Source organism: Lachnoanaerobaculum sp. MSX33, assembly GCF_000512995.1.
GTDB lineage: Bacteria > Bacillota > Clostridia > Lachnospirales > Lachnospiraceae > Lachnoanaerobaculum.
Genome location: NZ_AZXX01000099.1, coordinates 56579 through 82987 on the forward strand (window position 1 = coordinate 56579; position 26409 = coordinate 82987).

General features: G+C 36.2%; 20 protein-coding genes. 5 read left to right on the top strand and 15 right to left on the bottom strand.

Translation table 11 applies throughout. From position 1 onward, the window contains the following. Window positions 1-78: 78 nt before the first annotated feature. The 4 genes from HMPREF1495_RS13115 to HMPREF1495_RS13130 are packed head-to-tail and all read right to left on the bottom strand — an operon-like array spanning window position 79 to window position 5769. Window positions 79-1266, bottom strand: coding sequence for a pyridoxal phosphate-dependent aminotransferase (locus HMPREF1495_RS13115; protein ID WP_034215651.1), 1188 nt, complete (start codon window positions 1264-1266; stop codon window positions 79-81). A gap of 8 nt (window positions 1267-1274) precedes the next feature. Next, the gene (locus tag HMPREF1495_RS13120; protein WP_007591802.1) at window positions 1275-1613 is read right to left on the bottom strand and encodes a NusG domain II-containing protein; all 339 of its coding nucleotides are present in this window, start codon (window positions 1611-1613) and stop codon (window positions 1275-1277) included. A 7-nt stretch (window positions 1614-1620) separates the two neighbouring features. Next, a complete protein-coding gene (gene argH / locus HMPREF1495_RS13125) occupies window positions 1621-3003 on the bottom strand; it encodes an argininosuccinate lyase (RefSeq protein WP_034215653.1) in 1383 nt (460 codons plus the stop codon). A gap of 15 nt (window positions 3004-3018) precedes the next feature. Next, on the bottom strand, window positions 3019-5769 hold the full coding sequence (locus HMPREF1495_RS13130) for a YfhO family protein (RefSeq protein ID WP_034215655.1): 2751 nt from the start codon (window positions 5767-5769) through the stop codon (window positions 3019-3021). 125 nt (window positions 5770-5894) lie between these two features. On the opposite strand from HMPREF1495_RS13130, the gene HMPREF1495_RS13135 reads away from it, so the two are divergent. From HMPREF1495_RS13135 to ilvC, 3 genes are all read left to right on the top strand, one after another. Continuing rightward, a complete protein-coding gene (locus tag HMPREF1495_RS13135; protein WP_034215657.1) occupies window positions 5895-6692 on the top strand; it encodes a class B sortase in 798 nt (265 codons plus the stop codon). Between the two features lie 143 nt (window positions 6693-6835). Then, window positions 6836-7333, top strand: a complete 498-nt coding sequence (ilvN, locus tag HMPREF1495_RS13140) for an acetolactate synthase small subunit (protein WP_007591794.1) — start codon at window positions 6836-6838, stop codon at window positions 7331-7333. Window positions 7334-7396: 63 nt separating this feature from the next. Continuing rightward, on the top strand, window positions 7397-8416 hold the full coding sequence (gene ilvC, locus HMPREF1495_RS13145; RefSeq protein WP_007591793.1) for a ketol-acid reductoisomerase: 1020 nt from the start codon (window positions 7397-7399) through the stop codon (window positions 8414-8416). Window positions 8417-8463: 47 nt separating this feature from the next. Here the strand turns inward: ilvC and HMPREF1495_RS13150 are convergent, their stop codons facing one another. The 7 genes from HMPREF1495_RS13150 to clpB form a co-directional block, all read right to left on the bottom strand. Continuing rightward, window positions 8464-10632, bottom strand: coding sequence for an RNA degradosome polyphosphate kinase (locus tag HMPREF1495_RS13150; protein ID WP_034215659.1), 2169 nt, complete (start codon window positions 10630-10632; stop codon window positions 8464-8466). 18 nt (window positions 10633-10650) lie between these two features. After that, a complete protein-coding gene (locus tag HMPREF1495_RS13155) occupies window positions 10651-12168 on the bottom strand; it encodes a Ppx/GppA phosphatase family protein (protein WP_034215661.1) in 1518 nt (505 codons plus the stop codon). Between the two features lie 13 nt (window positions 12169-12181). Then, window positions 12182-13453: an ATP-binding protein gene (locus tag HMPREF1495_RS13160; RefSeq protein WP_034215663.1), complete on the bottom strand. Its 1272-nt coding sequence runs from the start codon at window positions 13451-13453 to the stop codon at window positions 12182-12184. 19 nt (window positions 13454-13472) lie between these two features. Beyond that, the gene (pheA, locus tag HMPREF1495_RS13165) at window positions 13473-14363 is read right to left on the bottom strand and encodes a prephenate dehydratase (protein WP_034215665.1); all 891 of its coding nucleotides are present in this window, start codon (window positions 14361-14363) and stop codon (window positions 13473-13475) included. A 15-nt stretch (window positions 14364-14378) separates the two neighbouring features. Beyond that, a complete protein-coding gene (locus tag HMPREF1495_RS13170; protein WP_034215667.1) occupies window positions 14379-15122 on the bottom strand; it encodes a lysophospholipid acyltransferase family protein in 744 nt (247 codons plus the stop codon). A gap of 16 nt (window positions 15123-15138) precedes the next feature. Continuing rightward, window positions 15139-16617: a cardiolipin synthase gene (gene cls / locus HMPREF1495_RS13175; RefSeq protein ID WP_034215669.1), complete on the bottom strand. Its 1479-nt coding sequence runs from the start codon at window positions 16615-16617 to the stop codon at window positions 15139-15141. 157 nt (window positions 16618-16774) lie between these two features. Beyond that, window positions 16775-19366 (bottom strand): ATP-dependent chaperone ClpB, encoded by a 2592-nt coding sequence (gene clpB, locus HMPREF1495_RS13180; RefSeq protein WP_034215671.1) that lies wholly within the window; start codon window positions 19364-19366, stop codon window positions 16775-16777. Window positions 19367-19559: 193 nt separating this feature from the next. Here clpB and pyrB point away from each other — a divergent pair, with 193 nt between their 5' ends. Together pyrB and HMPREF1495_RS13190 are read left to right on the top strand one after the other, a co-directional pair. Beyond that, window positions 19560-20474, top strand: a complete 915-nt coding sequence (pyrB, locus tag HMPREF1495_RS13185; protein ID WP_007591781.1) for an aspartate carbamoyltransferase — start codon at window positions 19560-19562, stop codon at window positions 20472-20474. Continuing rightward, window positions 20474-20908 carry an aspartate carbamoyltransferase regulatory subunit gene (locus tag HMPREF1495_RS13190; protein WP_034215672.1) on the top strand — a complete coding sequence of 145 codons (435 nt, stop codon included), beginning with the start codon at window positions 20474-20476 and terminating at the stop codon, window positions 20906-20908. Before pyrB ends, HMPREF1495_RS13190 begins: the two co-directional genes overlap by 1 nt. A gap of 49 nt (window positions 20909-20957) precedes the next feature. Here the strand turns inward: HMPREF1495_RS13190 and ftsH are convergent, their stop codons facing one another. The 4 genes from ftsH to HMPREF1495_RS13210 form a co-directional block, all read right to left on the bottom strand. Further along, a complete protein-coding gene (gene ftsH / locus HMPREF1495_RS13195) occupies window positions 20958-22832 on the bottom strand; it encodes an ATP-dependent zinc metalloprotease FtsH (RefSeq protein WP_034215673.1) in 1875 nt (624 codons plus the stop codon). Between the two features lie 11 nt (window positions 22833-22843). After that, window positions 22844-25138, bottom strand: a complete 2295-nt coding sequence (locus tag HMPREF1495_RS13200; RefSeq protein WP_034215675.1) for a hydratase — start codon at window positions 25136-25138, stop codon at window positions 22844-22846. 95 nt (window positions 25139-25233) lie between these two features. Further along, a complete protein-coding gene (gene rlmH, locus HMPREF1495_RS13205) occupies window positions 25234-25710 on the bottom strand; it encodes a 23S rRNA (pseudouridine(1915)-N(3))-methyltransferase RlmH (RefSeq protein WP_034215677.1) in 477 nt (158 codons plus the stop codon). A 3-nt stretch (window positions 25711-25713) separates the two neighbouring features. Further along, on the bottom strand, window positions 25714-26409 hold the full coding sequence (locus tag HMPREF1495_RS13210; protein WP_034215679.1) for a response regulator transcription factor: 696 nt from the start codon (window positions 26407-26409) through the stop codon (window positions 25714-25716).

The following is a 26409-nucleotide window of genomic DNA, read 5'->3' on the forward strand; positions in this document are numbered from 1 at the left end:
AACATTACAGGTTCTATAGCCCTAACAAGAGTATTAATTAGTATATTCTTACAAATGTTTTAGTTTATTTTATACATATCAGAGATTGTACTCATCCATTAACTTCTTAAATACATCTATTGACTTTTCTATCTTCTCTGTATCCACACAAAAAGACAGTCTGACATATTCTTTCATTCCGAATCCTTCTCCCGGAACCAAAAGCATATGATATTTTTTTGCTCTTTCACAAAATTCGTTTCCGTCGCCGCTTGGTGACTTGATAAACATGTAGAAAGCTCCTCCCGGATTTGCTACCGTATACCCAAACTTCGGCAGTGACTCAAACAAGATATTTCTGTTAGTCCTGTACACTTCAATATTAGGCTGTGCATCTACACAGTTTTTTATCACATACTGAAACATGGAAGGTGCACAGACATACCCGAGTACTCTTGCCGCTCCGCCTACCGCCGCGAAAACATCTTCATGATTTTCAACCTTATTTGGAACCAGAATATAGCCGATTCTCTCACCCGGAAGTGATAGAGATTTTGACCATGAATATGCTACAAGTGTATTATCATATATATTCGGTAAAAACTCAGGTTTCTCATTTGTAAACACAAGTTCTCTGTACGGCTCATCGCTTATTAAAAATATAGGATGTGAATACTCTTTTTGTTTTTCCTGTAAAAGCTCTGCAAGTGCTTCCAAATTCTCCTTCGGATATATTACACCTGAAGGATTGTTTGGAGAGTTTATAAGTACCGCTTTTGTATTTTCATTTATCTTATTCTTAAGTTCAGTGATATCCAGATGAAGATTCTCACTGCATTTTGCAAATATCGGCTTCCCTCCCTGTCCCTCTATAAATACCTTATATTCAGGGAAGTACGGAATATTTACTATTATCTCATCATCACCCGACTCTATAATTGCCTTAAATATAATATTAAGTGAAGCTGCGGCACCGCAAGTCATAAAAATATTGTTTTCATTATAGTCTGTATCAAAACGCTTATTCAAGTTTTTTGCAACTGCAATTCTTGTATCGGTGTTTCCTGCTGATGATGTATAACTGTTGTACTCCTTTGGTGAAAGCTCCTCCACCATATATTTTATAGTATTTGCTACCTCTCTCGGAGCCGGAGTGCTTGGATTGCCAAGGCTGAAGTCAAGTACATTTTCCGCTCCGATTTCCTTTGCAAGCATACTTCCATACTCAAATATATCTCTAATAACCGACCTCTTTGTACCAAGGTCAAGCATCTTTTTTGAAACCATAATCTCTCCTATTCACTGATAATCGTGACTGAAGCCTGTGCCGGCAAGCAGATTGCCGACTCACCGATATTTTTTATATAACCGAATCTTTCACAGATGTGGTCCGGGCATTCACTTTGAATGAATGCTATTGCACCATCCTTTATATCAAGATGTATCTCTATTCCGTTACTTTCCAGATTGATTTCCCTGTCCTTTGACAGATCGATATCCATACTTTGATTATTTCCGTACTTTAAAACGGCTTTGCCACCCGGCTTCTTATTTAAGTAAATATAAAGTCCGGCAACAATTCCAAGAATAACTACAACAATTATCAGATATATATCATTCTTTCTTAATTTCATAAATTTCCTATTTCTTTATAGACTCCAAAAGCTTTTTTGATTCTTTTATTTCATTCATTATAGCTGTAAGTCCCGGAGCTCCCTTGGTATTTCTCTTTTCCACGCAAGTTTTTAAAGAAATAGCATCATAGATATCATAATCAAAATATTCAGATATATTTCTAAACTCCTCAAGTGAGAAATTATCAAGTGCCTTTCCATGCTCAATTCCGTAAAGTACAAGCCTGCCGACAATCTCATGTGCATCTCTGAAGGCAACATTTTTCTTTACAAGATAATCTGCCGCATCGGTTGCATTTGTAAAGCCTCCTCTTGCACTTTTTGCCATTCTTTCATTATTGAACTTCATACTTGAAAACATTCCGCTCATAAGTTTTATCAAACTTTTTACAGTATCTATAGCATCAAAAGACATCTCCTTGTCTTCTTGCATATCTTTGTTATATGCAAGTGATAAGCCCTTCATTGTTGTAAGAAGAGATATCAGACTTCCGTATACTCTACCGCTTTTTCCCCTTATAAGCTCTGCAATATCAGGATTTTTCTTCTGCGGCATTATAGATGAACCTGTAGAATATGTGTCATCCATCTCCACAAATCTGTATTCATCTGTATTCCATATGATAATTTCCTCTGACAGCCTGCTAAGATGCATTGATATTATAGCAAGGTCTGATAACAACTCCAAAAGATAATCTCTGTCACTTACGGAATCCATACTGTTTCTTGTAGCAGTCTCAAACTCCAAAAGGCTTGCCACATAATCTCTGTCAAGATCATATGTTGTTCCTGCAAAAGCTCCTGAGCCCAAAGGTGAAAGATTCATTCTCTTTCTTGTAGAGCGAAGCCTGTCAAAGTCTCTTATAAACATCTCAAAATATGCACCGAAATGATGCGCCAGAGTTGTAGGCTGTGCCTTTTGTAAATGTGTAAATCCCGGCATATATGTTGTAGTATTCTCTTCCATTATACGAAGAACTTCACTGAGCAGTTCATATAGAAGGTCCTTAAGCTCATCAATCTCATCTCTTACATAGAGTTTCATATCAAGTGCCACCTGATCGTTTCTGCTTCTTCCGGTATGAAGCTTCTTACCTGTATCACCTATTCTCTCAATCAAATGTGCTTCAACATATGAATGAATGTCCTCTGAACCGTCATCAAATTTTAATACACCGCTTTCTATATCCTTTTCTATAGAATTCAGTCCTTCAATGATTTTATCTCTCTCATCATCTGTAAGTATATTTTGTTTTGCAAGCATCTTTACATGAGCTATACTTCCTCTGATATCCTGCTTATAGAATCTATGGTCAAATGAAAGTGATTCATTAAAACTCTCCACCAGTTTATTTGTTTCTTTTGTAAATCTTCCACCCCAAAGTTTCATATATACACCGTCTTTCTATTTCAAATCTTCATTATTAGTATTTTCATCAGTTTCAGGATTATAGTTTTTTGTAAGCAGTTCAACTACACCTTTTCCGCCGCCTGTGGTTATATCAACGTATACACGTTTATTTTCACCGTTTTTTTCTTCAGATTCGTCATCGTCTTCTTCATCATCATCGTCTTCATCGTTATCTTCATCATCATCCGAATCTTCTATATCAAGTTCTTCAAACTCATCGTCTTCAATAACTTCTTTCTTTTTGAATTTGAATCCGCCGTATTCAATAACTTTTTTCACAAGGCATATCAGTAATAATAAAGTCAATGAAGCCGCACTTATTATTGCACCTTCAATAATACCTGAACTTAAATATTTAAATTCTATTTCATGCTGTCCTTTTTCAAGTTTTAAGCCGATAAAGGCATCCATAATCTTTATCTTTTCAGCTTTCTTTCCGTCCACATAAACACTCCATCCTTCATCATATGGAATAGAAGTAAACAATGTGGTATTTTCAACCGCATGAACATTTCCTGACAGGTATGAATCTGAAATCTTACTGAGATATAAAGGATTCTTATTTAGGATATAATACAATTTCTTCAGAGAATCATAGTTGACTCTATAAACTCTTGCATCAATTGATTCATCCTTATCATCCGTACTTACAAATCTTCCGTTTTTCTCTCCCTCAAGAGTTCCAAGCTCCAATATATAATGTCTCTTCAGATTCTTAAATGACTTTTTAACATCTCCGTCTCCATAACTGAATTCCACTTCGTCAATTGCCGGATTTGTAACATAGGCATAGTATTCACCGTCTATATCGGTCTGAAAGTTTACGGAAGTAGACTCCTTTATAGTCTCTATTTGCTCAAATATATCAGGTAAACCGTAAACGGCGGCCAAATCATTTTGAACATCTATAGGATCTCCGAGATTCAAGTTCCAATCATCTGTAAATCTTTCATCAACCATATATCCAAGAGGCAGAGTATAAGGATTTTCATATAAATAACTGTTTCCTGATATATCCACATAAGAAATATTTGTATTTCTTGACTCACCGGTATATATTGCATATTTTACCGCAAAAAGCATATCTAAAAGAGGTGTTTCTCCGGTTATAGAATATGCATTTGTAGATGCTTCATTTCCAAGTTTTTCAAATAATTCGGTAAGTAAAGCGTTTGCCGTAGATGAAAAAATAGATACCGATTTAAAATTCAACCATGCACCGTCATCCTTTGTCTTTCTGTCAACCTTATCTATACGATAAAAATCATCCATCGGCAATTTCTTAAGTAAAGCTCTTACATCGGCATTGTCATTTATATAATTACTTCTGTTTATTGTTGTCACACTTGTAACCGACATATTGACACTTGATTCAATTACCACTATTGCAAGTGAAATCAAAAATAAATATGTTTTTGATATTCTCTTTGCCATATGCAAATACATTAACATTGCATAAATGCTTATAAAAATCATTGCCGCATAAAATACTGCAAAATGGAAATCCTCATTATTTACTATCTTTTGTGCAAGCAAAATATATATCATACTGATTCCGAATGCAAATCCAAGATCCTTGGTTGTATTCGCACTGAAATTATCATATGCCTTTGCACATATAAAGAGTACAAGGAATATATAGATAAAACTCTGTCTCGCAGGTAGTGAGTTCGGATAATGAAGTCCGTGCCATATATAATTCAATACATTTATTGAAAAGCCTGCAAGAAAAAATACAAGTAATGAAATATAAACCGCTTTTTCTTTCTTGGAAATCTTTCTGTTCAATATGTACAGAACAACAAATAAAAATATTCCGACACCACAGAATATATTCGGCCAATGATCAAGTCCGATTTCAACTTTTACATTGCCCATATGTCTGGCAATCATATCGAAAATAGAAAAATATGAATTAAATGTACTTGGAAAGTCAAAGTCTCCCGAGGCTGTAAGCTTAAGTGCATATATTTCAGGCAATAAAACAAGTGCACTCAGTCCTCCTGCAAGCACTGAATAAACAGCAAATCTTATTGAAGCAATTACAAATTTTCTCCAATTGTTCTCATTATCCATTACATTAAGAGAAATGAAGTATATTACCATAAACAGACAAATCATGATGGAAATATAATAATTTGACAGTATACATAGCCCAAGTATAAGTGTATACAGTAAACCTTTTCCTGTTTTTACAAGTCTTTCAATACCCAAGCATACTATCGGAAAAAGTATAATACAATCCAGCCACATAATGTTCCAGCTATATGCCGCCATATATCCTGAAAGTGCATAGAATATTCCGAAGAATAATATTCCTGCTTTGTTTCCTGAAGTGTGTTTAGATAAATAATATGTGAAACCAAGTCCTGAAAGCCCTATCTTTGCCACTATCATATATGTCATAAACTCTATAACATATTTTTGCGGACATAGAATAATCAGCCAGTTTAGAGGGCTGGCAAGATAGTAGGCATAAAGTGCCGAGAAATTTATTCCCATACCGAGGTCCCAACTGTAAAGAAGTGAACCGCCATTACTCAGCTTATATTTAAACTCTGAAAAAAACGGAGCATACTGATGATACATGTCAGTTCTCAAAAAGCTCTCATCACCAAACGGGAATATTCCTCTTTGAATGAATATTAATATCATTATAAAAACCGGTATTAAAAAAGATAAAGCAAATATTGCCCTTTTATCCATTATAATTTCATCTCTCTGATTCAAATTTAAATCGTTCATTTTTCTCCTCCGTCTTCCCACTAATTATAGTAGAGGATTTTTTTTTTATCAATCTAATTCATAAGATTTATATACAATAGTTAAAAAAAATGCTATACTTCTACCTAAAAGTCGTTAGGAGATATATGAAAAAGAAAATTTTATTACCTATTTTGGCTTTCGCAGTATTACTTACAGCGATTGCCGTCATATTTTCAAATACAAAAAGCAAAAATAAAGAACCTGAAACCACTCTTGAAACTACAACCACTCAAGAAGAAACTACAACCGAGCCGCCTACAAAAGCTTATAAGACTGATGAAAATTATACAAGGAAAATTGATTTTGATTCGCTTAAGGCTACAAATCCCGATGTAATAGCATGGGTGTATATTCCCGGAACTGTAATTGATTATCCGATATTATGGAAAGAATATGATATAGAATATTATTTACACCATGATATAAACCATCAGGAATCATATTATTCCGTATATATGGACGGCTACAGTAATTCGGATTTTTCAACACTTAACAATATTATCTACGGTCATCATATGAAAGACGGTAAAATGTTTACCGATATCACTAAGTTCAAAAATGAAGATTTTTTCAAGGAACATAGAATGATATATATTTATACTCCGAATAAAACTTATAGATTAAAGACTGTTGCCGCTCTTTATACAGATTCCGCACCTGAAAGAAGACAGACATATTTTGATGATATGGATTATTTCCACAAATATGTGGACAGGATGACAGAAAAATGTACCTTCAGAGAGATTCCGGAAGCAGGTGTAAATAAAATTTGGTCTTTTATAACCTGTTCATATGAGGGTGATGATACAAGAACCGTTTTATATGCATATGAATTGGATGATAATGATGAACCTGCACAATATGATTTATCAACTATTGATTTTGGAGAAGATCACAGGTAAAATATATACTGTTTTTTTGTATTATAACCTCAGGTTATAACAATTATATTATATAATAAATTGACATTTATCATAATGGTGCTATAGTAAATTGAAAACCAATATGATTTTATTAATTACTACTTTTAATATTGGGAGGTAAAATGAGACGAGTATTTTCACTTATTGTAGATAATTCTGCAGGTGTTTTAAGTCGTGTATCAGGTCTGTTCTCAAGGAGAGGATATAATATAGACTCTCTCACTGTCGGAGAGACAGCCGATCCGCGCTTTTCAAGAATGACAGTTGTTTCTATTGGAGACGAGGACACACTTGACCAGATAGTAAAACAGCTGAGAAAACTTGAAGATGTAAGAGACATCAAGGTTTTAGAGGAAGGCAAAAGTGTTTTCCGTGAAATTATAATGATAAAGGTAAAAGCCGATGCTTCACAGAGACAGGATATCGCGGCTCTTTGTGATATTTTCAGAGCTACTATTGTAGATGTGGCTAAGGATTGTTTGACAGTTATGCTTACAGGTGATAATTCAAAACTTGAAGCACTTTCAAACCTTCTTTCAGATTATGAAGTTTTGGAACTTGCCAGAACAGGACTCACTGCTCTTTCAAGAGGAAGTGATGATGTAGTTGTTTTCAACTAGTTTTTATTTGATGGTTCCCCAGCCTAAATGGGTTAAAATAGAAGTTACTTAGGAGGTATTTATATGTCTAAAATTTATTATCAAGAGGATTGTAATCTTTCAATGCTTGAGGGTAAAACTATCGCAATCATCGGTTATGGTAGCCAGGGACATGCACATGCATTGAACTTAAAGGAAAGCGGATGTAATGTAATCGTAGGTCTTTATGAAGGAAGTAAGTCATGGGCAAAGGCAGAGGCGCAGGGACTTAAGGTTTACACAGCTGCAGAGGCTACAAAGAAAGCCGATATCATAATGATTCTTATAAATGATGAGCTTCAGGCTGATTTATATAAGAATGATATCGAGCCTAACCTTGAAGCAGGAAATATGCTTATGTTCGCTCACGGTTTCAATGTTCACTTCGGTTGTATCACAGCACCTAAGGATGTGGATGTTGCAATGATCGCTCCTAAGGCTCCGGGACATACTGTTCGTTCAGAGTATCTTGAGGGTAAGGGAACACCTTGTCTTGTAGCTGTAGAGCAGGATGCTACAGGTAAGGCTCTTGAGCTTGCACTTGCTTACGGTGCAGGTATCGGTGGTGCCAGAGCAGGTCTTCTTGAGACAACATTCCGTACAGAGACTGAGACTGACCTTTTCGGTGAGCAGGCTGTTCTTTGCGGCGGTGTTTGTGCACTTATGCAGGCAGGTTTCGAGACTCTTTGTGAGGCAGGCTATGACCCTAGAAATGCATACTTTGAGTGTATCCATGAGATGAAGCTTATCGTAGATCTTATCTATCAGTCAGGATTTGAGGGAATGAGATATTCTATCTCAAATACAGCCGAGTACGGTGACTATATAACAGGACCTAAGATCATTACAGAGGATACTAAGAAGGCTATGAAGCAGATTCTTACAGATATCCAGGACGGTACATTTGCTAAGGACTTCTTACTTGATATGTCTAATGCAGGTCGTCAGGTTCATTTCAAGGCTATGAGAAAGCTTGCAGCTGAGCATCCTTCAGAGAAGGTAGGTGCAGAGATCAGAAAGCTTTACAGCTGGAACAATGATGATGAGAAACTTATCAACAACTAATTTTTTATAAAGTTTTAGCCACTGCTTATGCAGTGGCTATTTTTATTCTATTCTCCTTTTAAAGGTATAAAAGTTCTGCCGTCTTCAGTTTTTCCGGCCTTTATGGTGCTCTCATATTCAGCCTTTGCCTCTTTAATAAAAATTTCCTGTGAGTTTTTCTTTTCACTTCCCAATCTTCTTATCTTCTCATATCTTCCGTCAGGTAAGAGGATAGAGGCCTTTACATTATCCTCAAGTTCCACATCCAAGTAATGCTTTATACTCTTTATGATATCCTCATCGGCTACCGGGAATACTATCTCTACTCTCTTTTCCAGATTTCTGTTCATCCAGTCGGCACTGCCAAGGAAAATCTCCTCTTCACCGTCTATTCGGAAATCAAATATTCTGGCATGTTCAAGAAATGTTCCGACAATCGATCTGACTGTAATATTTTCAGACACTCCTTTTATTCCTACCTTAAGGCAGCATATACCCCTGACAATCAGGTCTATCTTTACACCTGCACAACTTGCCGAATACAATGCACATATAATATCCTTATCTGAAAGCGAGTTCATCTTTGCTATGATTCTTACCTCGGCTCCTCTCTTTGCCGCCTCTTCACATTGGCTTATCTTCTTTAAGAATATATCCTTCATCCAAAGCGGTGCAACCACATATCTTTTCCAGAAAGGCGGTTCTGAATATCCGCTGAGCATGTTAAAGACTGCCGTAGCATCCTCACCATAACTTTCTCTTGCCGTAAACATACCAAGGTCTGTATAAAGTTTTGCAGTAGAATCATTATAGTTTCCGGTACCCAGATGCACATATCTTCTGATACCCTCATCTTCCCTTCTTACAACCAGAGTTATCTTTGAGTGCGTCTTTAATCCAACAAGTCCGTAGATCACATGACAGCCTGCTTTTTCAAGCATTCTTGCCCAATTTATATTATTCTCCTCATCAAATCTTGCCTTAAGCTCCACCAAAACCGTAACCTGTTTTCCGTTATCCGCTGCATTTGCAAGCGCCTTGATAATTGGTGAATTTCCGCTGACTCTGTATAAAGTCTGCTTTATAGCAAGAACATTTTTATCTGCCGCCGCCTTTGATACAAAATCTATTACCGGATCAAAGCTCTCATATGGATGTGAAAGCAAAATATCTTTCTTTTTTATCTCTTCAAATATATCCTCACAGTCTATGAGCCTTTGATTCATTACAGGAACGTGCTTTTTATCCTTTAATCTCTCAAAACCTTCAAGTGAGTATATCTTCATAAGAACTGTCAGATCCAGAGGTCCGTTTATCTTAAATATATCCTCTTCATCAACATTCAACTCATTTTTCAGGAAATTTAAAAGGCTTGCATCCATTCTTTCTTCGGCTTCAAGTCTGATGGCCTCTCCCCACTGTCTCTTCTTAAGTTTTTTCTTTATTTCCTCTAACAGATCCGATGCATCATCCTCGTCAAGCTTAAATTCCGCATTTCTCATCACTCTGAATGTTGCTGCAGATATTACTTCATAGTTTAAGAACAGTTTATCTATATTTTTCTCTATGATATCTTCAAGATAAATTATCTTTCTCTCCTCGGACTCGCAAGGTATCTCCACTATTCTCGGAAGTACTGAAGGCACCTGCACCATCGCAAAATCCATATCTTTATCTACATTTCCAAGATATACATCCTTTTTCTTCTTTTTTGATGTTTCTTCTTTTCTCTTTCTTATCAGAGCCGCAATATTTAAAGTCTTATTTCTGACAAGCGGAAAAGGTCTTGAAGCATCTACAGCCATAGGTGTAAGCACAGGGTATACAAACTCGTCAAAATATTCATTGATAAAACTTTTCTCATTCGTATCAAGCTCGTCATCATGACTTATTATATGCAAATTTTCCTTCTTTAAAAGCGGAACCAAAGATTTGTTATATACCTCATACTGCTTTTTAACAAAGTCATGAGTCTCCTTAGTAAGGATACCAAGCTGCTTATCCGCACTCATTCCGGAGATATCTTTTTTCTTATAGTCGGCATCCACCATATCTTTTAAAGAAGCAATCCTTACCATAAAAAACTCATCAAGATTTGAAGATGTAATACTTAAAAATTTTAATCTTTCAAAAAGCTTTACATCATCATCCTCAGCTTCATTTAAAACTCTGATATTGAACTTCAGCCAGGACAGCTCCCTGTTTGTAAAATATTCTACATTATCAAACTTTTCCATAATAGCCACTCCTTCCTATCAAAAAGTTCTTATCTGCTTCAAAATAAATTCTATTCCGAAGATTTCTCTAAAGAAATCTCTGTGAGAGTTAAAACTGAGTATTTCAAGGCTCAAATCACCCATGTAATTCACTTCAAGTTTCAGCTTATTTTCATCTAATTTCAATGTGAAATTCTTTATTTTCTGCTTGTGAGATCTGTCAAGTGCATTTGCCATTTGCAGTATTGCACTTAATTTTGCAAGCCTGATATCTCTTTTATTATAAATATTTTCTTCATTATCAATATTTGATATCTCCGCCATAAGCATTCTCTCATCATGAGATATACCTATGATCTCTCCTGATGAAATTATATTGTAGGTGGCTGTATCACTGTTTTTCATATTGATAAACTTACCGATATTATGAAGTATGGCGGCTATTTGTACCAAGAGTCTGTCTCTTTCCGTTAAACCGCTGACCTCCTTTATTGCATCAAATATAAGAAGAGCGTTCTTTTCCACCGCAGTTGTGTGTTTACTGTTCCCTCTGTATCTTTTTGCAAGGTTTTTTGACGCAGCAATTATATCTTCTTCAAAATTATGACCTACACTTATAATTCCGGTTTTCTTTGCATACTCCGCCGCAATTCCGTCTATCAAAAGTGTACCGGGCATCCATATTTCCTTGGCATTAAAGAGATCAAAAATTCTTTGAAAAATAAGCACACTCGGCAAAATCATCTTTGCATGATTTTTACTTACACCAAGTATATTCTCTATTTCCTCAACACTCTTTCCACGTATTTTATCAAATAATTTAATAAATCTCTCATAATCTATTATCATATCTGAGGATTCATGATCCATATATCTGAATACATACATAAGAGGTTCTCCGATACCGATTATCGTCTTTACCTTTTTATTCTTAAGATAAATCTTTTTAAATGTATTAAGGTCGTTATCTATAAGCTCTGTAAGTACATTATGCTTTTTTTCATTGATATTATCAATCTCCTCTACCATCTCTCGAAGTCTTAAAACTCCAAGTGATAAATTTTGTGTGCTCTGTATTGCACCGTTATCGTAAAGAGTAAGCTGCATACTTCCAAATCCGACATCGGCAATAGCGGTACCGCTCTTTATATATTTCTCAAACAGCTCACCTTTTGAATCGATAGACATATAATTGATAAATCTTTGCTCGGAGTTTGATATTATACTTATATCAATCCCTGCCCTTACCTTTATCTGGTCAAGCACCTGCATATTGTTTGAGGCTTCTCTCATGGCGCTGGTTGCATATGCCTTATACGCATCCACCTTATAGCTATGCATTATTTTCTTAAAATCCGATAAAATATCACATAGCTCATCTATCATTTCATAACTGATTTTTCCGAATTTATAGGTGTCGCTGCCAAGCGCAATAGTATGCTTGACATAATCAATTCTCCTTATTCCTGATTTACTTGCTATCTCATAAATTCCAAGTTCAAGCTCAAATGAGCCTACATCAATCGCCGCAAAATATTTTATCCCACTCTTTTCCATACGCTCTCCAAGTCTATTGACTCTGTAAATAAGTTATAAATTGTGTTGCACTTCTTCCTGACATACCTCCGTGAGACAATTCCCACATATTGGCTTTTGAAAGTATTTCACTCTCATCCATATCTATATTATTCTTCTTTGCCAAAGAAAGTACAATAGAGTTAAACTCTCTCTTATCCGGTGAACCGTAATAGATTTTTTCACCAAATCTTGTAGATAATGAAAGCTTTTCCTCCACAGTATCTCTTGTATGAAGTTCTTCATCTGTTTCAGTCTTATCTCTGAAACTTTCTCTGATAAGATGTCTTCTGTTGCTTGTAGCATATATCAATACATTCTCAGGTCTTCTTCCAAATCCTCCTTCCAGAATCGCCTTTAAATATTTATATTCAAGTTCAGACTCCTCAAAGCTTAAATCATCCATATATATGATAAACTTATAATTCCTGTCTTTAAGCTGCTCAAGTATATCGGATAAATATCTGAATTGATGCTTATAGATTTCAATAATCCTAAGTCCTTTATCATAGTACTCGTTTACAATAGCTTTTACACTTGAAGATTTTCCGGTTCCGGCATCTCCGTACAATAAACAGTTATTTGCAGGTTTACCGTTTATAAAACTCTCGGTATTGTATGTGAGTTTTTTCTTTTGAATATCATAACCGATTATATCATTCAAATAAACATGCTCGACTCTGGTTATCGGTATTATATTTGCAGTCTTTAAATCCGTACCTTCTTCTATACGAAAAGCTTTATTCAAACCGAACTTCCCTACACCATACTCCTTATAAAATTCAGTTATTATATCTTTAAACTCATTGTCCGAGTCCGCCTCTATAAGTTGCTTTGAAAGTCTTAGAATCCTGTCTCTTACTCTTGTGTTTACAAGCTTTGAATCTCTTCCGTTACCTTCATAATGATATATCTCTTTTAATAAATCGCCGTTAATATTAGGTATAAATTGAATCAACTCTTTTAATATTTTAAAATCATGTATTGCAAATGTATTTATACTTCCTGAAGTTTCACCTACAATCTCTGTAGCTTTTGAGTATACATTCTCATTGTATGCAAGTGCCAATGCAAGTATATTAGCCCAAAGATTTCCGTGAAGACCGTACTCACCGGCAACTTCAATCATCTTTGATATGGTTTTACTTACATTGTTGCTGTTCTTATCCAAAGCACAAAACATTCTTATTGTGTCTTCAAACTTCAAGTCTCTATATAATATCAAATCATCTATCTTTGAATCTTTACATGCTTTTATACTGTACATATTTCCTCCTTAAGCTACATTAATTATTTGAACAATAGTTTCCCAAAATCTTTAAAAAAGGGACTTTCTCACTAAGTATTTCCAGTACATTTAAAACATTTTCCGAGTTTAGATTTGCCTCAACATCTATAAAAAATCTGTACTCAAATGTTTTTTCAGGTATCGGTCTTGATTCTATCTTCACAAGGTTCAATCCGTTTAATACAAATATTCCGAGAATATTATACAGCATACCCTTTTCATGTGGAAGTTCCAATATAAGGCTGAGTTTATTTGAATTTTTCGAAAAAATCTTTTCCTTACTTAGTACTACGAATCTTGTGGTATTATTGGAGTTTCTGTTAATTCCCCTGTCTAAAATATCCAGATTGTAAAGCTTAGCTGAAAGCTCGGAAGCAATTGCCGCCTGCTCGATCTTGCCTTCATTTTTTACTTTTTTTGCAGATACGGCAGTGTTTAAAAGGCTTATCTGGCTCCACTCAGGATGTTCTTTCAAATAAGATGCACATTGCATTAAAGCCTGAGGATGTGAATATACTATTTTAATATCGGAAAAGCTTGCCCCCTTTATTCCCAAAAGACAGTGGCTGATATGTAAATCATATTCCTCTACAATTACTACATCTTTTTTTAAAAGCAAATCGAAAATATCTGTAACAATACCGGCAGATGAATTCTCAATTGGTACAACACAGTATGACGCCTCACCGTTTAAAACTGAATTTATAGCATCTTCAAAAGTATTTACATTCTCTGTGTCCGCTTCGGGGAATAATGTCTGTGTTACTATATGTGAATATGCACCTTCCACACCCTGATAGACTATTTTTTTTATACAGGAATCCATATATTCCTTGCATTTAAATCCGCTCGGCATATCATCAAATTTTATTTCCTCAAGTCTTTGCATAGTACTCCCAAAGTTTTATCTTTTTTCTTTCACCATGTTTTCAAGCATATTTACAATTTTATTTCTCGCATATGCGCCAAGCTTTTTCTTCTCGTCATCAGACAATTCCGATATTATTATCGGCTCGCCATACTCAATTATTACATTACTCTTTTTCATAAAAGGTAAATGCTGTTCCCATATCTCATATGTACCGTAAATAGCTACAGGTATAACAGGTACCTTTCCTTTTTCGGCTATCTTCAATGAGCCTTCTTTAAAATCCTTTACATTTGTGACATCATCATTTAAGTTTCTTGTTCCCTCAGGACAAATCCATATCGAAACACCTGATTTAACCTTTTCTACACCCTGTAATATTGTCTTAAGTCCCTGCTTTATATCTTTCCTGTTTAAGAAAAGGCAATTGAGCAAATCCATCCACTGTTTAAGAAGCGGAACCTTTATCATTTCATACTTTGCCACAAAACCGAGAGGTTTATAAGTATATGCATATCCTGCAAGTATATCAAAATAGCTTCTGTGATTACTTACAAATAAAACGCCTCCGTCTTTTGGAATATTTTCACTTCCTCTTACTTCCACTTTTGCCCCCGCCAAAAACAGTAAGAGTCTGAAAGTTATACGCACCATTGTTTGTGCAATAGCGGAAGAAGTAACAGGTTTAAACCTTTTTACTATAAGTAAAACAAGCATTGTCGGTATAAAAAGTAACAGGTATAAAAGCAGACACAGTGCTACCAAAATAAATCTAATCATTTGAAAAAACCTCTCATTATAATAATGGACTAAGGAGTCTACTCACCTGTTCTTTAACTCTTTGAATAAGTGAACGATTCTTATACATTGACAATGTATACTCCTTTGAATCATAAATATCTCTCATAAAATTGTCTTCAAGTTCTGTTGCAATATCCTCATCGTAAATCATTGCATTGACTTCAAAATTAAGCTCAAAGCTTCTTATATCCATATTAGCCGTACCCACACAGGCTACCTTGCCGTCAGCCATTACAGACTTTGCATGTAAGAATCCCTTCTCATAGGTATATACCTTTCCACCCGCTTCAAGAAGAGTTCCTGCCCAGCTAAGCGTGGCGGAATATACAAATGGATGATCCGGCATACATGGAATCATAAGCCTTACATCAACTCCCGATCTTGCCGCGATATTTAGCGCACTTATAAAAGCCTCATCAGGTATAAAATAAGGCGTGTGGATATACACATGATTCTTTGCATGATTTATAATCTCTATGTAATTATCTCGTATAAGTTTGGTCTCGGAATCCGGTCCGCTTGAAATTATCTGCATTCTGAGAATATTGTCACCTTCCTCAGGTACAAAATCCATCTCATCCAGTTCGGTAAAATATTTGTCATTTAAGAAAATATCTTCTTTTGTCGCGTACTTCCAATCCAGTCCAAATCTAAGTTCAAGTCCGTTTACAGCCTCTCCTACTATTCTAAGATGTGTATCTCTCCAGTGTCCGAATTTCTTTGAGCCGTCAACATATTCTTTTCCGATGTTAAAGCCTCCTACATAACCGATTTTACCGTCTATTACGGCTATTTTTCTGTGGTTCCTGTAGTTTATACGAAAGTTGATTCTTCCCAAAGTTGCAGGAAAAAAAACACCCAACTTTATGCCATGAGATTTTAAATTTTCTAAAATCTTCTTTGACATAAACCTTCCGCCCATTCCGTCAAACAGAATCCTTATCTCAATACCCTCATCAGCTTTTTTTATAAGCTCCTTGGCTATATTTAGGAAAAGATAGTCCTGCTTTATAATATAATATTCCAAATGTATATATTTTTTGGCATTCTTAATATCTTCAATCAGTGCATCAAATTTATTATTTCCGTCCGTGAATATATCCAAAGAATTTTTCATTGTCAAAAGTGAGCCTCCGGACATAAGGTTGTACTGCATCAATCTGTGATATTCTTTGGCATACAAATCATTCTTCATCATTTCACTTTTGGTGAAGAATTTTTCCTGCCTGATGGTGGCTCTCCTTATGCTGTCCTCAACACTTTTTAATTTAAACATTCTGGATTTTCTGTAATCCTGACCTATAAATAAATACAGTATTATTCCTATAATCGGCAGAAAATTAAGTACTAAAATCCATGTCCAAACTGTTCTCGGATCTCTTCTTTGAAAAAATACGATTATCAATGACAGTATCAAATTCAAATAGAACAAATGAACAAATCCTAAGTGACCTGTTTTTAAAATATCAAACATATAACTCCCGGTTTATTAATTTAACTACAATAACGAACTGATTTATGTAATATACGTTACTATAGCAACAGATTTTTCTATAATCCTGTCTATTATACCACTAATATTGTTTTTTTACATTAAATAAAAAAGAGCCGGTTGCCCGACTCTTTAATATTTATTTTTGTACAACCGCAGTCAGCTCATTATAAGGATCCAAGTCGATATATATTATATCTTTTGCTTTCAACTCGCTGTCTGAAAGAATAAGCTTTGCAACCATGGTCTCGACATTTTTTTGCAGATATCTCTTTAGCGGTCTTGCACCATATGCAGGGTCATATCCGTTATCAATGATATAGTTCTTTGCCGCATCGCTAAGTTCAACTTTAAGTTCCTTACTTTCAAGTCTTTCATTGAGCTCATCCATTAACAGATTTATAATATTTCCGATATTATCCTTTGTAAGCGGCTTAAACATAATGATTTCATCAAGTCTGTTTAAGAACTCAGGTCTGAAGCTGTTTCTAAGCTCATCCATTACTTTCTTTCTTGCATCTTCACTGATATCACCATATGTATTGATACCGTCAAGTAAGTATGCGGAGCCTAAGTTTGATGTCATTATTATGATGGTATTCTTAAAGTCTACAGTCTTTCCAAGTGAATCGGTTACTCTACCGTCATCAAGCACCTGTAAAAGTACGTTAAATACATCAGGATGTGCCTTTTCTATCTCATCAAATAGCACTACTGAATATGGCTTTCTTCTTACAGCTTCTGTAAGCTGTCCGCCCTCATCATATCCTACATATCCCGGAGGAGCTCCTATAAGTCTGCTCACGGAGAATTTCTCCATGTACTCACTCATATCGATTCTTATCATATTGTTTTCATCATCAAACAGAGACTTTGCCAGAGATTTTGCAAGCTCAGTCTTACCTACACCGGTAGGTCCGAGGAAAAGGAATGAACCTATAGGTTTTGAAGGATCTTTAATACCGGCTCTTGAACGAATTATAGCATCGGTAACCTTCTCAACAGCTTCATCCTGTCCTATTACTCTCTCATGGAGAGTGTCTCCAAGGTGAAGAGTCTTTTCTCTTTCACTCTCACTCAGCTTTGATACAGGAATATTTGTCCATCTTGAGATAATTCTTGCAATTTCTTCATCTGTTACAGACTCACGAAGAAGTCTGAGGTCTTCTTTTTTAACCTTTTCCTCTTCAATCTGAAGCTGTTTTTGCAGCTCAGGCAACTTTCCGTATTGGAGTTCTGCAGCTCTGTTAAGGTCATAGCTTTGCTTTGCGGCATTTATCTGTCTGTTGACCTCATCAATCTCACCTCTGAGTTTTGCAAGACCTTCAACACTCTTTTTCTCATTTTCCCATTTTGACTTTGCCTCATTTAACTCATCATTAACCTCTGCAAGTTCTTTTTGCAAAGATTCAAGTCTTTCCTTTGAAAGATTATCGTTTTCTTTCTTAAGTGCGGTTTCTTCAATCTGAAGCTGCATCTGTCGTCTTGAGAGTTCATCTATCTCTGTAGGCACCGAATTAAGCTCAGTCTTTATAAGAGCACAGGCCTCATCTACAAGGTCGATCGCCTTATCAGAAAGGAATCTGTCACTTATATATCTGTCTGAAAGTACAGCTGCACTCACAAGGGCACCGTCAGTTATTTTAACTCCGTGATATGCCTCATATCTGTCCTTCAAACCACGAAGTATTGATATTGTATCCTCTATCGTAGGTTCTTCTACAAGTACAGGTTGGAATCTTCTCTCAAGTGCAGGGTCCTTTTCAATATACTTTCTATACTCATCAAGTGTGGTGGCACCGATACAATGCAATTCACCTCTTGCGAGCATAGGCTTTAACATATTTCCGGCATCCATACTGCCCTCTGTTTTACCTGCACCTACTATTGTATGAAGCTCATCTATGAAAAGAATAATCTCACCTTCGGACTTTCTTACCTCATCCAAAACCGCCTTTAATCTTTCTTCAAACTCACCTCTATACTTCGCACCTGCTATAAGCGCGCCCATATCTAGGGCAAAGAGTTTCTTATCTTTAAGATTATTCGGAACATCTCCTGCCACAATTCTTCCTGCAAGTCCCTCTACTACTGCGGTTTTACCTACACCCGGCTCACCTATAAGTACAGGATTGTTCTTTGTCTTACGGCTTAATATCCTTATAACATTTCTTATCTCACTGTCTCTTCCGATAACAGGATCAAGTTTTTGCTGCCTTGCACGCTCAACAAGGTCATATCCATATTTATTTAAAGTATCATAAGTAGCTTCCGGATTGTCTGAAACCACTCTTTGGTTACCTCTTACCTCGGAGAGTACCTGTAAAAACTTATTTTTGTTTATTCCATACATTCTGAAAATCTGTGCCACATTAGAAGACGGATTTTCCAAAAGATTTAGGAAAATATGCTCTACCGAAACATACTCATCTCCCATGCTCTTTGCTACATCCTCTGCAGTAATAAGCACTTTATTTAAATCATTACTGATATAGGCATTTCCTCCGCTTACCTTCGGAAGTTTTTCTATGGCGGATTCCACTTCGTTTCTAAATTCATTTTCATTAATACCCATCTTTTTTATAAGATTAACTATCAATGAACCCTCTATATCTAATAGTGATGCCAACAAATGTATTTGTTCTATTTGCTGATTGCCATAAGTAGCCGCCACCTTTTCCATGTTTTGGACAGCTTCAATTGACTTTTGTGTAAATTTGCTTATATTCATTAAATCACCACCTTTGTTATCTTTGTTATACACGTACTATAACAGACTTGTTTTTATATGTCAAGCGAATTTTAAATATTATTTAAAAATTATTTTATGTCTCCTGTTAATTAATTTCTTTTTCCATTTTAGGTCTTGTAAAAGTGTAAAATTTGGACTATAATACGAAAAATGATTTTTATAAAGGAGAAGTATGAGACATCTTTTAAACCCATTGGACTTTTCTGTTGAAGAAACTAATGCACTCTTAGAGCTTGCTATTGATATTGAAAACAACAGGGGAAAGTATTCTAAAATTTGTGAAGGAAAAAAATTAGCAACATTATTTTATGAGCCAAGCACACGAACCAGACTCTCATTTGAAGCAGCGATGCTTAATTTGGGAGGTAGCGTACTTGGCTTTCATTCTGCCGACTCATCATCCGCAGCAAAGGGAGAAAGCGTTGCAGATACTATCAGAGTAATTTCTTCATATGCAGATATAGCGGCAATGCGTCATCCGAAAGAGGGTGCACCGCTTGTTGCAAGCAAATTCTCTTCTATTCCGGTAATTAATGCCGGTGACGGTGGACATCAGCATCCTACACAGACTCTTACAGACCTTTTGACAATAAAGAGAATGAAAGGAAATATCTCAGACCTTACAGTCGGACTTTGCGGCGATCTGAAGTTCGGTAGAACAGTTCATTCACTTATTAACGCTCTTATCAGATATCCGAATATCAAATTTGTTCTTATCTCCCCTGAAGAGCTTAAAGTTCCCGACTACATCAGAGATGACGTACTTAAGGCAAACAATATCGAGTTTAGTGAAGTTACAAGTCTTGACGAGGCTATGCCTGAGCTTGATATACTTTATATGACAAGAGTTCAAAGAGAACGTTTCTTTAACGAAGAAGATTATATTCGTTTAAAGGACACATATATTTTGGATAAGCAGAAATTAAAGCATGCTAAAAAGGATATGTATATACTCCATCCGCTTCCAAGAGTAAATGAAATAAGCGTTGAGGTTGATAATGACCCCAGAGCCGCATATTTCAAACAGGCTGAGTTCGGTGTATATGTAAGAATGGCTTTGATTCTCACTCTTTTGGAGGTAAAATAATGTTAAATATCAGTGGATTAAATGAAGGTGTGGTACTTGATCATATAGAAGCCGGAAAAAGCTTGGATATATATTTTCACTTAGGACTTGATAAGCTTGATATACCTGTTGCAATTATAAAGAATGCCAAATCTAAAAAAATGGGTAAGAAAGATATTATCAAAATCGAAGGTGATGTACTTGATTTGATAGATTTTGATGTAATCGGATATATCGATCACAATATCACAATCAATGTTATAAAGAATAATGCAATAGTTGAGAAAAAGACTGTTTCATTACCTGAGAAGATAACAAATATTATCAAGTGTAAGAACCCCAGATGTATCACTTCTATAGAACAGGAGCTCCCACATATCTTCTATCTTTCAGATAAGGAGAATGAGGTATATCGTTGCATCTATTGTGAAGAGAAAAGAAATAAGAAAAAATAATATTTTAAACTACAAAACTGCCGGATTAAATTTTAATCCGGCAGCCTTTTTATACCAATATGGCTTTCTTTATTTCCACCTTTTCAGGTAATCCTTTTATTTCTCTTAGAATCTTCATGAACTCTTTTCCGGTAATAGTTTCCTTTTCTATAAGGAACTCTGCCAGTTTGTCCATTACATCTTTATTTTCTCTAAGGATTCTAAGGGCTTCATCATAGCTCTTTTTAAGTATTTTCATTACTTCTTTGTCAACTTCGGTAGCCGTATTGTCGCCACAGTCAAGTACTGCCTGTCCTGACAGGTATTGATTTTCAACTCTTGCAAGTCCCATCAATCCGAACTTATCACTCATACCGTACTGTGTAACCATTGCTCTGGCAATAGAGGTAGCCTTTTCAATATCATTTGATGCACCTGTTGTTACGGAATCAAATACTATTTCCTCGGCCGCTCTACCTCCAAGAGTACTTACAAGCATATCCTCAAGTTCTTTTTTTGACTTAAGATATGTCTCTTCTTCGGGTACATACATTACGTAACCCAAAGCACCCATGGTTCTCGGTACAATAGTGATTTTTTGTACAGGCTCGGAGTTTTTCTGCAGTGCGGAGATAAGTGCATGTCCCACCTCATGGTAGGATACAATTCTTCTCTCTTCCTGATTCATAACTCTGTCCTTCTTCTCCTTGCCTACAAGCACCACTTCCACAGCTTCAAAAAGGTCTTTTTGCTTTACAGCTTTTCTGCCTTTTTTTACCGCCAAAATAGCAGCTTCATTTATCATATTGGCAAGGTCCGAACCTACAGCACCTGATGTAGCAAGTCCTATTGCTTCAAGATCTACACTGTCATCCATAAGCACGTCTTTTGAATGTACCTTAAGGATGTCAACTCTTCCTTTAAGATCAGGTCTTTCAACAATCACTCTTCTATCAAATCTACCCGGACGAAGTAATGCAGGGTCAAGTATCTCAGGTCTGTTTGTAGCACCCAGTACTATAAGACCTTTTGATGAATCAAAGCCGTCCATTTCGGAAAGAAGCTGATTGAGAGTTTGTTCTCTCTCATCATTTCCTCCACCCATTCTGGAATCTCTGCTCTTACCTATAGCATCTATCTCGTCTATAAATATGATAGCAGGAGCCGCCTCCTGTGCCTGTTTGAATAAATCTCTTACTCTTGAAGCACCTACACCTACAAACATCTCTACAAAGTCTGAACCTGACAGAGAAAAGAACGGTACATCCGCTTCTCCGGCCACCGCCTTTGCCAAAAGTGTTTTTCCTGTTCCCGGAGGTCCTACCAAAAGAGCTCCCTTCGGAAGTCTGGCACCAATCTTTGTATATTTCTCAGGATTATGCAAAAAGTCAACGATTTCAGTCAAAGACTCTTTTGCTTCATCTTCACCTGCTACATCCTTAAATGTAATACCGGTTTCCTTTTGAACATATACTTTCGCATTGCTCTTGCCGACTCCCATGAATCCGCCTCCACCCATTTTCTTCAAGAGGAAATTCATCATAAGTATGAAGAAAATAAACGGTAGAATAAAGCTTAGGAATGACAGTATCGTAGATGTAGTCTCAAACCTTTCCATAGTTGCCGGTACATTGGCAGCATATAATCTGTCAACCAATGAATCGTCTTCTATTCTGACCGTCTTATACACAGTCATGGTTGAGTAATCTGAAAGATTAGGCTTTACCTTTATTTCAATGGCAGTTGCCATTACCTTTACCGACTCCACCTTTCCGTCATTTACCATTTGCATAAACTCAGTATAAGGTACTTCCTTCGTTGTGGCCTTTTTCAGCCTGTTTGAAAGTATGCTTACTGCAAAGAATGCAATGGCAGCCGCAATAATAAGTATAATAATCGTCCTATTATTCAGCCCATTGGATTCATTTTTATTTTTTTTATCCATACACTTCCTTTCTATTTTATTTTACTCTTATTATAATTTATAAGAGAACCTGCCTCCACTATGGATTTTTCCGCATCAGTCATTTCTGCAATGCTTAAGCTTATTTCTTTTATATTTTCACCTATAATATAGGCAGGAATTTTTGACATATCACCTCTTAGATGCTCCTTGATATTAGGTACAAAGATATAATCTCCAACCTCAAAATCAGGCTCCGAATCTAAAAGGAAAGGCAGCATACCCCAGTTCATCACATTTGAGCGATATCTCTTTGTTGCATACTCCTTGGCAATGTTTGCAAGACCGCCGATAACTCTCTGGCAACTTGCAGCCTGCTCTCTTGCAGAACCGTCACCGGGTTTCTTGGCATATATCATACTGCCTATCTCGGTTTCGTTTGCGACAATATCTGCAAATTCAGGTATATTCTTTATCTTTTCAAATATATTTGATAACTCCGTATTATCTTTTAAGATGTCCTCGCCTTTTCTTCTTGACTTTTCGATAACATCTACCGCCTTGCTTCTGCCTACATATTCAGGATCTCTTCTTGAAAGTGTAAACTCTGCAAGTCCAAGCGGATTTGATCTGTAAGAAGATGTCTCTCCTGAAGGTATAAGCTCATCTGTAGTGGTTACCTCATCAAGTATCTTTGAACATACCTTTAAAAGAATATTGTCGGTAAGAGCAGTCATCTCAGGCCAGTCCTTTATATTAGGTCCGTAAACCAAAGCACTGTCCTCTCTTGCCTCTCCAAATCCCTGATATACTCTGTTTTTATATATTGTGTCATCATAATTGTACTCAGGTACAATATAATCATCTGCAAACTCTGTAGCAGGTGTTAAAAATCCCTTGTTTCTTGCAGTTGCGGCTACAGATCTCGCATCCATAAGAGCTACAGCGGACATCTGACCCGATCCCGGCTTTGAACCTTCTCTGTTAGGGAAGTTTCTTGTAGTATGTCTTATAGAAAGTCCGTTATTTGAAGGAGTATCTCCGGCACCGAAGCAAGGTCCGCAGAATGCAGTCTTTACTACCGCACCGCTTTCCATAAGATCCGCTACAGCACCGTTTCTTGTTGTTTCTATAAATACAGGTTGTGATGAAGGATATACATTTAAGTTAAACTCATCAAATCCTGTACTGTATCCTTTAAGTATATGTGCAGCCTCCATTACATTTGAATAAGTTCCGCCTGCACAACCTGCTATAATACCCTGTGATACTCTAAGCTTTCCGTTTTCTATCTTATCTAAAAGTCTGAGACCCTTTCCGGCTTCTCCACCTATCTTTATTGCCTCAAGCTCCACTTCATGAAGAAGATCTTTTAAATTCTCATTAAGGAAATCTATTTCATATACATTGCTTGGATGGAAAGGTAGAGCAATCATCGGCTTAATTGTGGACAAATCCACATGAACAACACCGTCATAATATGTTATATCGGCAGGCTTTAATTCTTTATAATCCTCAGGTCTTCCGTGAACTGTAAGGAATTTCTTTGTATCCTCATCAGTCTCCCAAACAGATGAAAGGCAGGTAGTCTCTGTAGTCATAACATCTACACCGTTTCTGTAATCTGTGGTCATAGATGCTATTCCCGGTCCTACAAACTCCATTATCTTATTCTTTACATATCCGTTTTTAAATACCTTACCTATTATTGCAAGTGCGATATCCTGCGGTCCGACACCGGCCTTCGGTGCTCCCTCAAGATAGATTGCAATAATTTCAGGTCTGTTTACATCATAAGTATCCTGTAAAAGCTGTTTTACAAGCTCACCACCGCCTTCACCTATAGCCATTGTTCCAAGTGCTCCGTATCTGGTATGTGAATCGGAACCGAGTATCATTTTTCCGCAACCTGCAAATGCCTCTCTCATATACTGATGTATTACCGCAATATGAGGTGGTACATATATACCGCCATATTTTTTTGCGGCGGAAAGACCGAACATATGGTCATCTTCATTTATGGTTCCGCCAACTGCACAAAGTGAATTGTGGCAATTTGTCAAAACATAGGGTATAGGAAATTTTTCCATACCGCTTGCCTTTGCAGTCTGTATTATTCCAACAAAAGTAATATCATGTGAAGCCATGGCATCAAACTTCAGTCTGAGCTTATCCATATTTCCTGAAGTATTGTGGTTTTCAAGTATGTTGTAAGCTATACTTCCCTTTCTGGCTTCTTCCTTATCTATATCTTTGCCTGTAACCGCTTTTAATTTATCTAAATCATTCTCTTCTATAAGTGTCTTACCGTTAATAAGGTAAGCTCCACCATTGTACAAATTAACCATATTTCCTCCTAGTTTTCCAGAATAGTATATACTATCAAAAAATTATTTTCAAGGCTGATGATTTTATTGGAAAAACCAAAATGAGGGCTCTGCCCTCATTTATGATACGGTTCATTATTTCTGATTCTATATGCTCTATATATTTGTTCCAGTAAAATAACTCTCATCAGTTGATGCGGAAAAGTCATCTCTGAAAAGCTCAAGCTTTCATCAGCTCTGTCAAGCACGGTTTTATGAAGTCCCAAGGAACCTCCTATAACGAATGCCAGATTTCCTTTTGATAGAATATCATATTTTTCCATTCTCTTAGAAAAATCTTCTGAAGAATATTTCTTACCGTCTATTGCAAGCGCAACAACATAGCTGTTTGATAGCTTTGATAAAACCCTTTCGGCTTCAATTTCCTTGATTTTTTCTTCTTCAAGTAAACTTGCATTTGCAGGAGTTTTCTCATCCTTTAATTCTATTATGTTTAACTTTGCGTATCTTGAAAGTCTTTTTGAATATTCATCTATAGCGTCTTTGAAAAACTTTTCTTTAATACTTCCGACAACCACAATATTTATATTCATAAACTATTCCTTAAAGTAATATCCGACACCCCATTTGGTGTGAATATACTTAGGCTCACTTGGGTTCGGTTCAATCTTTTCTCTAAGCCTTCTCACATGTACATCAACAGTTCTTACATCACCGGCTTCATGTAGCTTATTTCCCCAAACAATATTTAATAGCTTCTCTCTGGAATATACTTTATCAGGATTTTGTGTAAGAAGCTCAAGTATATCAAATTCCTTTGCCGTAAGATTAAGCTCCTTATCCTTTTCAAATACTCTTCTGCTGTCAAGATCAAGCTTAAGATCCGAAACTTCGATAATTCTCTCATTTTTTTGTGCAGACTTAGCCTTTTTTGAATTTCTTCTTATAATCGCCTTTATCCTTGCCTTAACCTCAAGTATATTAAAAGGTTTTGTAATATAATCATCTGCTCCGTATTCAAGCCCGAGAATCTTATCCATATCTGTTCCCTTGGCAGTCAACATGATAATCGGCATCTCGGAAAACTCTCTGATAGCCTGACAAACTTCCATGCCGTCCATTTCAGGTAACATCACATCCAAAAGCACTATATCATATTCTTTCTCTTTAGCCATCTTTAAAGCTTCACTTCCGTCATAGGCTACATCCACATCATAACCGTCCTGCTCCAGGCTGAACTTTATTCCTTTGACTATTAATTTTTCATCATCTACAACAAGTGCTTTATTCAT